This is a genomic window from Streptomyces thermovulgaris, from assembly GCF_002155915.1.
In the GTDB taxonomy this organism is placed as follows: Bacteria; Actinomycetota; Actinomycetes; order Streptomycetales; family Streptomycetaceae; genus Streptomyces; species Streptomyces thermovulgaris.
The window spans coordinates 26,197-37,662 of sequence record NZ_MUME01000096.1; the positions used below are offsets into that span (position 1 = coordinate 26,197).

General features: G+C 72.0%; 9 protein-coding genes and 2 pseudogenes. 6 read left to right on the forward strand and 5 right to left on the reverse strand.

Features of this window, described 5'->3' with window-relative positions:
- Positions 1–83 precede the first annotated feature (83 nt).
- Positions 84–1,112 carry a 6-phosphofructokinase gene (locus tag CCN35_RS10440; RefSeq protein WP_067392711.1) on the forward strand — a complete coding sequence of 343 codons (1,029 nt, stop codon included), beginning with the start codon at positions 84–86 and terminating at the stop codon, positions 1,110–1,112.
- Positions 1,113–1,181: 69 nt separating this feature from the next.
- Here the strand turns inward: CCN35_RS10440 and CCN35_RS10445 are convergent, their stop codons facing one another.
- A complete protein-coding gene (locus tag CCN35_RS10445) occupies positions 1,182–3,077 on the reverse strand; it encodes an anthranilate synthase family protein (protein ID WP_067392714.1) in 1,896 nt (631 codons plus the stop codon).
- A 371-nt stretch (positions 3,078–3,448) separates the two neighbouring features.
- Between CCN35_RS10445 and CCN35_RS10450 the strand changes: the two genes are divergently transcribed.
- The 3 genes from CCN35_RS10450 to CCN35_RS10460 all read left to right on the forward strand — a co-directional run bounded on the left by CCN35_RS10450 (position 3,449) and on the right by CCN35_RS10460 (position 6,612).
- Complete coding sequence (locus CCN35_RS10450) at positions 3,449–4,669, forward strand: glycoside hydrolase domain-containing protein (RefSeq protein ID WP_067392717.1); 1,221 nt, start codon at positions 3,449–3,451, stop codon at positions 4,667–4,669.
- A gap of 172 nt (positions 4,670–4,841) precedes the next feature.
- Positions 4,842–6,194 carry a class II 3-deoxy-7-phosphoheptulonate synthase gene (locus tag CCN35_RS10455; RefSeq protein WP_067392720.1) on the forward strand — a complete coding sequence of 451 codons (1,353 nt, stop codon included), beginning with the start codon at positions 4,842–4,844 and terminating at the stop codon, positions 6,192–6,194.
- A gap of 154 nt (positions 6,195–6,348) precedes the next feature.
- The gene (locus CCN35_RS10460) at positions 6,349–6,612 is read left to right on the forward strand and encodes a (2Fe-2S)-binding protein (protein WP_067392723.1); all 264 of its coding nucleotides are present in this window, start codon (positions 6,349–6,351) and stop codon (positions 6,610–6,612) included.
- 34 nt (positions 6,613–6,646) lie between these two features.
- Here the strand turns inward: CCN35_RS10460 and bfr are convergent, their stop codons facing one another.
- Complete coding sequence (gene bfr, locus CCN35_RS10465; RefSeq protein ID WP_086792371.1) at positions 6,647–7,126, reverse strand: bacterioferritin; 480 nt, start codon at positions 7,124–7,126, stop codon at positions 6,647–6,649.
- Between the two features lie 158 nt (positions 7,127–7,284).
- Here bfr and CCN35_RS10470 point away from each other — a divergent pair, with 158 nt between their 5' ends.
- Positions 7,285–7,941, forward strand: coding sequence for a sulfite oxidase-like oxidoreductase (locus CCN35_RS10470; protein ID WP_086792373.1), 657 nt, complete (start codon positions 7,285–7,287; stop codon positions 7,939–7,941).
- A 12-nt stretch (positions 7,942–7,953) separates the two neighbouring features.
- Here CCN35_RS10470 and CCN35_RS10475 read toward each other — a convergent pair whose 3' ends face one another.
- The 3 genes and pseudogenes from CCN35_RS10475 to CCN35_RS10485 all read right to left on the reverse strand — a co-directional run.
- Positions 7,954–8,844, reverse strand: coding sequence for a deoxyribonuclease IV (locus CCN35_RS10475; protein WP_067392732.1), 891 nt, complete (start codon positions 8,842–8,844; stop codon positions 7,954–7,956).
- Positions 8,845–8,921: 77 nt separating this feature from the next.
- Positions 8,922–10,862 (reverse strand): Stk1 family PASTA domain-containing Ser/Thr kinase, encoded by a 1,941-nt coding sequence (gene pknB, locus CCN35_RS10480; RefSeq protein WP_067392735.1) that lies wholly within the window; start codon positions 10,860–10,862, stop codon positions 8,922–8,924.
- Positions 10,863–10,981: 119 nt separating this feature from the next.
- A pseudogene (locus CCN35_RS10485) lies at positions 10,982–11,320 on the reverse strand (thiazole synthase); the annotation flags it as partial.
- Here CCN35_RS10485 and CCN35_RS10490 point away from each other — a divergent pair.
- Positions 11,295–11,466: pseudogene (locus tag CCN35_RS10490) on the forward strand (thiazole synthase); the annotation flags it as partial. The pseudogenes CCN35_RS10485 and CCN35_RS10490 overlap by 26 nt on opposite strands.

Below are 11,466 nucleotides of genomic sequence, written 5' to 3' on the forward strand. Positions count from 1 at the left end.
TGACCTTCCCGCACATATCGGAGTGACGTGCGTCACCATTAGCGTGAGCCTCACCACGAAACCTGCGGTGAAGGGACATTTCCATGCGGGTCGGAGTACTGACCGGAGGCGGCGACTGCCCCGGACTCAACGCCGTCATCCGGGGCGTCGTCCGCAAGGGCGTGCAGGAGTACGGCTACGACTTCGTCGGCTTCCGGGACGGCTGGCGGGGGCCGCTGGAGAACGACACCGTCCGTCTCGACATCCCCGCGGTGCGCGGCATCCTGCCGCGCGGCGGCACCATCCTCGGCTCCTCGCGGACCAACCCCTTCGTCCAGGAGGACGGCGTCCGGCGGATCAAGGACAACCTCGCCAAGCAGGAGGTCGAGGCGCTCATCGCGATCGGCGGCGAGGACACCCTCGGCGTGGCCGCACGGCTCAGCGACGAGTACGGCGTGCCCTGCGTCGGCGTGCCCAAGACCATCGACAACGACCTGTCGGCCACCGACTACACCTTCGGCTTCGACACCGCCGTGAGCATCGCCACCGAGGCGATCGACCGGCTGCACACCACCGCCGAGTCCCATATGCGGGTCCTGGTCTGCGAGGTGATGGGCCGGCACGCCGGCTGGATCGCCCTGCACGCCGGTCTCGCCGGCGGTGCCAACGTCATCCTCATTCCCGAGCAGCGTTTCGACCTCGACCAGGTGTGCGCCTGGATCACCTCCCGCTTCAAGGCGTCCTACGCCCCGATCGTCGTCGTCGCCGAGGGGGCCATGCCCAAGGACGGCGACATGGTGCTGAAGGACTCCTCGCGGGACTCCTTCGGACACGTCCGTCTCTCCGGCATCGGCGAGTGGCTGGCCAAGGAGATCGAGAAGCGCACCGGCAAGGAGGCCCGGACCACCGTCCTCGGGCACATCCAGCGCGGCGGCACGCCCACCGCCTTCGACCGCTGGCTGGCCACCCGCTTCGGGCTGCACGCCATCGACTGCGTCCACGACGGCGACTTCGGCAAGATGGTCGCCCTGCGCGGCACCGACATCGTCCGTGTCCCGATCTCCGAGGCCACGGCGAAGCTGAAGACGGTGGACCCCAAGCTGTACGAGGAGGCCGGGGTCTTCTTCGGCTGACACCGGGCCGGCCCCGGGTGCGGGCCGCACCCGGCCGGCGGTCCGCGCCACGGCGCCGGCCGGCACCGGTCACGGCCGGCGCAGCAGGGGCGCGGCCAGCAGCCCGGAGAGAATCTCCTGGCCGTTCAGCGTCAGCACGGACTCCGGGTGGAACTGCAGACCGGCGAACCCGGGGCCGCGCAGCGCGTGCACCTCACCGCTGGCGCTCCGGCTCACCTCCACGCCGTGCGCGGCGAGTTCGGCATGGGCCTCGTCGTCGCAGAGCGCCACGAAGCTGTTGTAGAAGCCGACGGTCTCGGTGCGGCCGAACAGGTCGATCGTCGTCTGCGCTCCCTGGTACGGCACCTTCTTGCGCACGATCTCCAGCCCCAGCTCGGCCGCGATCAGCTCATGCCCCAGACAGACGCCCAGCACACTGTGCCGGCGCTCCCTGATCACCTCGGCGGTCAGGGCACGCAGCAGACGCATCTTCGGGTCGGTCGGGTCGGAGGGGTCGCCGGGGCCGGGGCCGAGGACCACCGGGCCCTCGTGCGCCAGGACGGCCTCCCGCAGCCCGTCCTCGTCGTAGCGGCGGACGGTCACCGCGAGCCCCGAGGACCGCAGCACATGGGCGAGCATCGCGGTGAAGGTGTCCTCGCCGTCCACGACCAGCGCGTGCCCCTCCGGGCGGTCCGGCCGCTTCTGCATCCGCAGCCAGAACGGCGCCAGCAGGGCCCGGCGCCCGTCCAGCGCCGCCCGCACCCGCGGGTCGTCGGCGAGCCGGGGCCGCCGCGGCTCCGTGCGCGGCCGGCCGGGCCGTACGCCCAGTGCCGTCAGCATCCCCGCCGCCTTCGCATGGGTCTCCGCGACCTCGCTCTCCGGGTCCGAGCCGCGGACCAGGGTGGCGCCGACGGACAGCCGCAGCCGCCCGGAGGCGTCGATGTCGGCGGTGCGGATCAGGATGGGGGAGTCGAGGGTCGGGCCGCCGCCGGGGTCGCGGCCGAGCAGGGCGAGGGCACCGGCGTAGTAGCCGCGCCCCGTGGTCTCGTACCGCTCGACGACCCGGCAGGCGTTCTGCACGGGCGAGCCGGTGACGGTGGCGGCGAACATGGTCTCCCTGAGCACGTCCCGCACATCCAGGGACGACCGCCCGCGCAGCTCGTACTCGGTGTGCGCGAGGTGGGCCATCTCCCTCAGCCGCGGCCCCACGACGACCCCGCCCCTGTCGCCGACGGTGCACATCATCTTGAGCTCCTCGTCGACGACCATCGACAGCTCCTCGATCTCCTTGCCGTCGGCGAGGAAGTCCAGCAGATGCCCGGGCGTCGGCCCCTCGGGGGGATACCGGTAGGTGCCGCTGATCGGGTTCATCACCACGGTTCCGCCGGACATCCGCACATGCACCTCGGGACTGGCGCCCACCAGCGTCCGCCCGCCCGTCCCCGGGCCCTGCCCGCCGGGGCCCACCCGGTCCCCGGTGTGCACGACGAAGGTCCAGTACGCGCCCCGCTCCTGCGTCAGCAGCCGCCGGAACAGGGCCAGGGCGTCGGCCCGCCCGAACCCCGGGATGCGGCCCCGGTACGTCCGCCGGATCACGAAGTTCGCGCCCTCGCCCGCGCCGATCTCCTCGCGCAGCACGCGCCGGACGATCTCCGCGTACTCCTCGTCGTCCACGTCGAAGCCCTCGTCCTCGACGCGCACCCGGTGCGCGGGAAGCCGCTCCAGCGCCTCGGCCAGCGGAAGGGCGTGTCTCTCCTCGGGGGTCAGCACCAGCAGCGGAGTGCCGTCGTCGCGCACGTCGAAGCCGCGCTCCCGGATCTGCCGGAAGGGGATCAGCGCAAGGCCCTCGTCGGGCAGCTCGGCCAGACGGTCGTGGGCGGTCACCGGGCCGAGCAGCACCTCGACCAGGTCGTGGTCGTGCCCGGGGGTGCGCCGGCGGAGCAGGGCGAAGGGGCGTGGGTCGTGCAGCAGGCGTGCCAGGTCCATGGGGCGGTTCCTCGTGTGCCGTCGTGTCGGTTCTCCGTCGATGGCCGCCGGCCTTCGCCGGTGTGCCGCCGATGCCGGTGAGGAACGGCCCGGGCGCCCGAAACGCCGAAGACCGCCCCTCGGGCGGCCTTCGCAGAGTGTGGGTACGCGCAGTCGGCGGGCCGCCTAAGGAGCGGTCCACCACCAGTTCCGGTGCAGGGATGCGCGTACGGACATGCCCGCACCCTACCGCACACGAGGTCGCCCGGACGCACCACACGGCGGTTTCCGGCGCGGGCGGGGGGTGGAAGGGAGGACGAGGACAGGCGCCGGCCGGGCGAGAACCCGCCCGCGCTCCGCCGCACGTGCCGTGCCCGACCCAGGAGTACGCCATGTCCGCATCGCGCCCCCCACGAACATCACGCCCGGTCCGGCGGGCGCTCACCGCGCTCGCCGTCTGCGCACTGCTCGTGGCCGGCTCGCCGGCCGCCGCCCGTACGGCATCCGACGGGGACACCAAGACGGTGACGTACCGCGGTCACACGTTCACCGTTCCGGCCGACTGGCAGGTCGTCGACCTCGAGAAGAACCCGACGGCCTGCGTCCGTTTCGACCGCCACGCCGTCTACCTCGGCGAGCCCGGGGAGCAGCAGGACTGCCCCGCGCGCGCCGCCGGACGCACCGAGGCCCTGTGGGTGCGGCCCGCGGCGGCCACGAAGGCCTCCGTCACCGAGGACCGCGTCTCCCGGGTCTTCCGGGCCACGGCCACCGACGAGGGGGTCGAGATCACGGCCCCGTACCACCAGGACCGCGCGACGGTCCAGCGGGTGCTGGAGAGCGCCGGGCTGCCGGTCTCCTCCGCCCGCGCCGAACAGCCGGGCGACATCCCCTCCGCCCTCGCCGTGCCCGCCGACGCGACCGCTTACCGGGGCAAGGGCTTCGACACCTGCGCCGCCCCGAGCCAGACGGCCATGGACGCCTGGAGGGCCGGCTCGCCCTACCGGGCCGTGGGCATCTACATCGGCGGCATCAACCGCGCCTGCGCCCAGGCCAGGCTGACCCCCGAGTGGGTGCGGACGCAGTACACGAACGGGTGGCGTTTCTTCCCGCTCTACGTCGGTCCGCAGCCCACCTCCGGCGCGGGCAGCTGCCAGAACGACTGCGCGGCCATCACCGACCCGGTGCCGCAGGGGAGGGCCGCCGCCGAGGACGCGGTCGCCCGGGCCGCCGCGCTCGGCCTGGGCAAGGGATCGGTGCTCTACAACAACGTGGAGCAGTACACGCGCGGCGGCACCCTCACCACCCGCGTCCTCGGCTATCTGGAGGCCTGGACCGAGCGGCTGCACGAACTGGGCTACCGCTCCGGCGCGTACGGCAGCGTCTCCTCCCTGGTCCTCGACCTGGTCGACAACGCCGCGAAGACCACTCTCCCCGATGTGATCTTCTTTGCGCACTGGAACGGCGAGGCCACCACCGACCACCCCAGCCTGCCCGCCACGATGTGGGCGAAGCAGCAGCGCATCCACCAGTACGCGGGCGACAGGACCGAGACCTACAAAGGGGTGACCATCAACATCGACCGGGACCAACTGGACGTCGGAACCGGCGCATGACCGCTGGGCGCACCCCTCGCACCGCCCCCCTTTTCCTCTTTCCGTCCCTCGCGCACCGCCCTTTCGGGCCGCTGCTTCGCGTCACCCGTCTCGTCCCATCCGCCTCACACCATCTGTCTCATTTGATGAGCAGTTGAGCAGGCCGGTCGGGCGACCCCGTAGGGTGGAAGACGTGACCGTGAACGCTAAGACCAGCCCGAGTGCTGGCAACACCTGGCGAAATCTGCCCGCGGCGCAGCAGCCCGAGTACCCCGACCCCGAGGCTCTGCGCGCAGTGATCGCGGACCTCGAGACGTATCCGCCGCTCGTCTTCGCAGGCGAGTGCGACCAGCTGCGCGCCCGGATGGGAGCCGTTGCCAGGGGCGAGGCGTTCCTCCTGCAGGGAGGCGACTGCGCCGAGACGTTCGACGCGGTGTCCGCCGACCAGATCCGCAACAAGCTCAAGACCCTGCTCCAGATGGGCGCCGTGCTCACGTACGCCGCCTCGGTGCCGGTGGTGAAGGTCGGCCGGATCGCCGGCCAGTACTCCAAGCCGCGCTCCAAGCCGACCGAGACCCGTGACGGGGTGACGCTGCCGAGCTACCGGGGCGACGCGGTCAACGGCTTCGAGTTCACCGAGGCCGCCCGGGTGCCGGACCCGGAGCGGCTGAAGCGGATGTACCACGCCTCGGCCGCCACGCTGAACCTGGTGCGCGCCTTCACCACCGGCGGCTACGCCGACCTGCGCCAGGTGCACGCCTGGAACCAGGACTTCGTGAAGTCCTCCCCCTCCGGCCAGCGCTACGAGCAGCTCGCCCGTGAGATCGACAACGCGCTCAACTTCATGCGGGCCTGCGGCGCGGACCCGGAGGAGTTCAAGACCGTCGAGTTCTACTCCTCGCACGAGGCGCTGCTGCTCGACTACGAGGCGGCGCTGACCCGTGTCGACTCGCGCACCGGGCAGCTGTACGACGTCTCGGCGCACATGCTGTGGATCGGCGAGCGCACCCGGCAGCTGGACCACGCGCACATCGAGTTCGCCTCGAAGATCCGCAACCCGATCGGTGTCAAGCTCGGCCCGACCACGACGGCCGAGGAGGCGCTGCAGTACATCGAGCGGCTCGACCCCGACCGGGAGCCGGGCCGGCTGACGTTCATCGTCCGCATGGGCGCCGACAAGATCCGCGACCGGCTTCCCGAGCTGGTGGAGAAGGTCACGGCGTCGGGCGCGACCGTGGCCTGGGTGACCGACCCGATGCACGGCAACACCTTCGAGGCGGCCTCCGGCCACAAGACCCGCCGCTTCGACGACGTGCTCGACGAGGTCAAGGGCTTCTTCGAGGTGCACAAGGCGCTGGGCACGCACCCGGGCGGCATCCATGTGGAGCTGACCGGTGACGACGTCACCGAGTGCGTGGGCGGCGGCGACGAGATCTTCGTCGACGACCTGCACCAGCGCTACGAGACGGCCTGCGACCCGCGGCTGAACCGCAGCCAGTCCCTCGACCTGGCGTTCCTCGTCGCGGAGATGTACCGGAACCAGTGAGACGGCCGCCTCGCGGGAGGCGCACCGGGTGGGGCGCGGATCACACACGATCCGCGCCCCACCCGGCTTTTGCGCCTCTCGCGGGGGCGAGTAAGGTTAGGTTTGCCTTACCGAGAATGCGGAAGGGTGTCGTCGAACCGTTCCCGGCGCAGGGGTGAACCGCGTGTACGTCTGCAGTTGCTTCGCCGTCACCGAGCAGCAGGTCGAGCAGCACGCGGAGAACGGCGCCCGCACCCCCCGCCAGATCGCCTCGGTGTGCAAGGCGGGCACGGACTGCGGCTCGTGCGTCCGCCGTATCCAGGCCCTCCTCGGCAGAGGCGCGGCCCCGCACCGGGAGACGGCCGGCCGGGGGCGTCCTCTTCCGGCGGGCCCGGCCATGGCCCCGGCCCCGTGCCCGGACCTCGGCGAGGCCGCCTAGTCCTCCGGCCGGTCCCCGCTTCCTGCCGTGCCGGTCACTCCTCCGGCTGTTCGACCACCTGGGCGAGGTAGAGGGCCTCGCCGAGCTTGTCCACCAGCTCCAGCTGGGTCTCCAGGTAGTCGATGTGGTGCTCCTCGTCGGCGAGGATGTCCTCGAAGATGTTCGCCGACGTGATGTCGCCCTTCGCCCGCATCATCTCGATCCCGCGCCGCAGCCGGTCGACGGCCTCGAGCTCGATCTGCCGGTCCGCCTCGAACATCTCCGTCACGGTCTGCCCCACGCGGACGTGGAACAGCCGCTGGTAGTTGGGCAGACCCTCGAGGAACAGGATCCGGTCCGTGAGGACCTCGGCGTGCTTCATCTCGTCGAACGACTCGCGGCGCGTGTACCGCGCGAGTTTGTACCAGCCGTTGTTCTCCTGCATCTTCGCGTGCAGGAAGTACTGGTTGATGGCGGTCAGTTCAGCGGTGAGCTGCTCGTTGAGGAACTCGATGATCTCGGGGTCGCCTTGCATCGTCAAGGCTCCTTCCGCACGGGGGGCGGGGCTGGCGGTTGCGCGGCATGATTCCACCGGCCCTCACGGCTGTCCAGTAAGTTCACACTCAGTATGAATTGCCCCGATTACCCCGGGGCTGGTCATGTGCACCCTCCTGCGTCTGCCAGGATGGAGTCATGGGTCAGCCGGTGGAACGCACGTCCGGGAACGTGTCTGGAGGGGTGTCGCAGGGGGCGGTGCAGCCGGGGCTTCCGCCGGGACAGCGGTCGCAGCGGGGCTGGCCGGTCACCCACTACGGGCCGGTGCCCAGGTTCCGGCCCGAACGCTGGGACTTCCGGGTCTTCGGCGCCACCGCCGACGGGGAGAAGCACAGCTGGACCCACGAGGAGTTCACGACCCTGCCCTACACCACCGTGGTGGCCGACCTGCACTGCGTCACGAGGTACAGCGTGCTCGGCGCCGAGTGGGGCGGCATCCTGGCCCGCACCATCCTGGAGCTCGTCCCGCCCGCCCCGGAGGTCACCCATGTGATGGCGTGGGCGGAGTACGGCTACAGCGCCAATCTGCGCCTGTCCGACTTCGCCTCCGAGCGCACCCTCTTCGCCACCCACAAGGACGGCGAACTGCTCACCGCCGAGCACGGCTTCCCGCTCCGTCTGATCGTCCCCCACCTCTACGGCTGGAAGGGCCCCAAGTGGGTCCGCGGCGTGGAGTACATGACCGCCGACCGCCGCGGCTTCTGGGAGGAGCGCGGCTACCACAACATCGGCGACGTCTGGAAGGAGCAGCGGTACTCCTACCAGGAGGAACCGGGGGACGGACCGGAGCTGTGACGGCGGCGCGGCTCAGCCGTCCCTGAGCTTCTTCAGCAGGGCCACGTCCGCCGCGTGGCCCTCCTTGCCGCCCGGGGTCTCGATGATCAGGGGGACGCCCTCGGTGGCGGGGTGGGTCATCAGGGCACGGAAGGGGTCCGCGCCGATGTGACCGGCGCCGATGTTCGCGTGCCGGTCCTTGCGCGCACCGGCCGCGTCCTTGGAGTCGTTGGCGTGGATCAGCTTCAGCCGTCCCTCGCCGACCGTCTCCACCAGCCGGTCCAGCGTCCGGTGCATGCCGTCCGGGCCGGTCAGGTCGTGCCCGGCGGCGAAGACATGGCAGGTGTCCAGGCACACACCGAGCCTCGGATGGGCGTCCAGCGCCTCGAAGTACGGCCCGAGGTCCCGGATGCGGGAACAGAGGGAGGCACCCTGTCCCGCGGTCGGCTCCAGCAGCAGACACGGGTCGTCGTCGTGGGTGAGCTCGTCGAGCAGCGGCAGCAGATGCTCCCGCACCTGCTTCAGCGCCGCCGCCCGGTCCCGGCCGCCGGTCGCGCTCCCGGTGTGCACCACGACACCCAGGGCGCCGATCTCCCGCCCGCGCCGCAGCGAGTGCCGCAGCGACTGGACGGACCGCTCCACGGTCGCCTCGGTGTGCGAACCGAAGTTGATCAGATAGGGCGCGTGGACGTACGCCGGGATCGACTCCTCGGCGCAGGCCGTGCGGAACGCCTCGTCCTGCCGCGGATCGCCGGAGGGCGTGGCCCAGCCGCGCGGGTTGGCGACGAAGACCTGCACGGCCTCGGCCCTCAGCTCACGGGCATAGGACAGGCCCACCGAGTACAGCCCGCCGGCGACGGGCACATGGCCGCCGACGGGGTTGCGGAGGGGGCCGGGAAGGGCGCGGGACTGCTCACTGCTCACCTGTTCAGGGTGTCATGTGCCCGGCGGGACGTGGCCGCCGGGCGCCCTGCGTCCGTCGCCCGGGCCCTCCTTGGGGCTCACCGGATGGTGATCGTGACCGTCGATCCCTTCGGGGCCAGGTCGCCGCCCTTCACGGACTGCCGCCGGACGGTGTCGCCGAACAGCCCGAGCAGACCGCGGTCCTCCTCGACCGCGAAGCCGGCGGCCTCCAGCTCGCTCCTGGCCTCGTCCACCTTCTTGCCGACCACGTCCGGCACCCTGACCATCTCCGGGCCCTTGGACAGCGTCAGCGTGACCGTGCCGCCCTCGGCGATCCGGCTGCCGCCCGCCGGGGCCTGCCGGGCGACCCGGCCCTTGTCGAACTCGGAGTTCACCTGCTCGGAGGCGATCCGCACCTTCAGACCGGCGCCCTCCAGGGCGGACTTCGCCTGGTCCAGGTCCTTGCCGGTGACGTCCGGCACGTCCACCGCGCGGCCCTTGCTGACGACGAGCGCGATCGCCGAGCCGGCGCGCCGCTCGGTGCCCGCCGCGGGCCTGGTGGCGATCACCGAGCCCCTGGCCACGCTCTCGCTGAACTCCCGGGTCACCATGCCCGGCTCCAGCCCCGCCTTCTTCAGCAGGGACCGTGCCTCGTCCAGCGGACGGCCCTGGAGATCGGGCACCTTCACGATCCGCGGTCCGTCGGAGACGGTGAGCGTCACCGAGCCGCGGACACGGATCCGGGTACCCGCCTCGGGGTCCGTACTGATCACCGTGCCGCGCTCGACCGTGTCGCTGTGGGCGTGCCTGACCTCCTTGACCTCGAGGCCGGCCTCCTCCAGCCGCTTCCTGGCCTCCGCCTCGGTCTTCGCCAGCAGCGGCGGGACCTTGGTGAACTGGCCCGAGTTGATGTACCACACCCCTCCGCCGAGGAGGAGGACCAGCAGGGCGGCGGCGACGACCGTGAGCGGTCTCCGCCGGAGCCGGAACGGCAGCCGCGGACCGGACGGCGGCGGAGGCGTCTCGAGACGGGCGGTACGGTCCAGGCCGTCCCCGGCCGGTTCCGCCCCGGGGCCCCCGCCGGCGGACGGGCGGCGCGGCACCGTGAGCGCACGCGGGATCACGCTCGTGCGGTCCTCCGCGTTGTCGTGCTCCGTGGAGCGGGCCTGCGGCGGCAGGGCGTCCAGCTGCTCCTCGCTGAGCCGGGCGCGTGCCTCGCGGACGCGGGCGAGCAGCGCGACCGCGTCCTGCGGCCGGTCGTCCGGGACGCGCGCGGTGGCCCGGGCGACCAGCTCGTCCAGCTCCTGCGGCAGCCCCGGAACGGCGGCCGACGGAGCCGGCACGTCCTCGTGGAGGTGCCGGTAGAGGACCTGGGCGGGGGACTCCCCCTGGTGCGGCTTCTCGCCGGTCAGCATCTCGTACAGCACGACACCGCACGCGTACACGTCGACCCGGGGGTCGGCCGTGCCGTGCTCGATCTGCTCCGGCGCGAGGTAGGAGACGGTGCCGAGGACGGCCCCGGTGGTGTTCGTCGCCGTGTCCACGGAGCGCACCAGCCCGAAGTCGGCGACCTTGACCCGGCCGTCGTCCCCTATCAGGACGTTCTCCGGCTTCATGTCCCGGTGCACGAACCCGGCGCGGTGCGCGGCGCCCAGCGCGGCGAGCATCGGCTCCAGGATGTCCAGCGCGGCCCGCGGCTGCAGCGCCCCGCGTTCGCGCAGCACGTCGCGCAGGGTGCAGCCGGGGACGTACTCCATCGCGAGGTACACGTACGACCCGTCGGTGCCCTGGTCGAAGACCTGCACCACGTTCGGGTGGGAGAGCCGGGCGACCGACTTGGCCTCCCGGATGAACCGTGCGACGAACGAGCCGTCGGCCGCGAGCGACGGATGCATCACCTTGAGCGCGAGGACCCGGTCCAGCCGGGTGTCCATGGCCCGGTAGACCGTGGCCATTCCGCCGGCGGCGATCCGCGCGTCGACGCGGTAACGGCCGTCGAGCACCTGCCCGACGAGAGGGTCCTGAAGGGTCGTGTCCACGCAGGTGAGTCTACGAGCAGCCCCGGGCGGTCCCTCCGGACTGCGACCGACCTGTGACGGTCCGGGGGCACTTGTGCCCCGTGCCGCGGGAGCGGGCGGACCCGCCCCCGCGGCACGGCTCAGGCCGCCCCGAAGGCGGGCCGCTCCGGATCCAGCCGCGCCAGCCCCTCCATGGGGGAGGACGCCTCGGCGAAGTGCCGCTTGGGGATCCGCCCGGCCAGCCGCGCCAGCCGCCCCGCCTCGACCGCGTGCTTCATGGCCCGGGCCATGGTGACCGGCTCCTGCGCCCGGGTGACCGCCGAGGCGAGCATCACCCCCGCGCACCCCAGCTCCATGGCCAGCGCCACGTCCGAGGCCGTCCCCGCCCCCGCGTCCAGGATCACCGGCACGCGCGCCTGCTCCACGATCAGCTGGAAGTTGTGCGGGTTCCGGATGCCCAGCCCGGACCCGATCGAACTGCTGGACGCGGCGGAGACGCTGGTCGACGACGGGTTCACGGTGCTGCCGTACACGAACGACGACCCGGTGCTCGCCCGGAGGCTGGAGGACGTCGGCTGTGCGGCGATCATGCCGCTGGGGTCGCCGATCGGGTCCGGGCTGGGCA

What these genes read in the sequence shown, in the direction of transcription:
- CCN35_RS10450 (WP_067392717.1), top strand. Translation starts at nt 3,449, where the DNA reads ATGTCCGCATCGCGCCCCCCACGAACATCACGCCCGGTCCGGCGGGCG.
- CCN35_RS10440 (WP_067392711.1), top strand. Translation starts at nt 84, where the DNA reads ATGCGGGTCGGAGTACTGACCGGAGGCGGCGACTGCCCCGGACTCAAC.
- CCN35_RS10470 (WP_086792373.1), top strand. Translation starts at nt 7,285, where the DNA reads ATGGGTCAGCCGGTGGAACGCACGTCCGGGAACGTGTCTGGAGGGGTG.
- bfr (WP_086792371.1), bottom strand. Translation starts at nt 7,126, where the DNA reads ATGCAAGGCGACCCCGAGATCATCGAGTTCCTCAACGAGCAGCTCACC.
- CCN35_RS10445 (WP_067392714.1), bottom strand. Translation starts at nt 3,077, where the DNA reads ATGGACCTGGCACGCCTGCTGCACGACCCACGCCCCTTCGCCCTGCTC.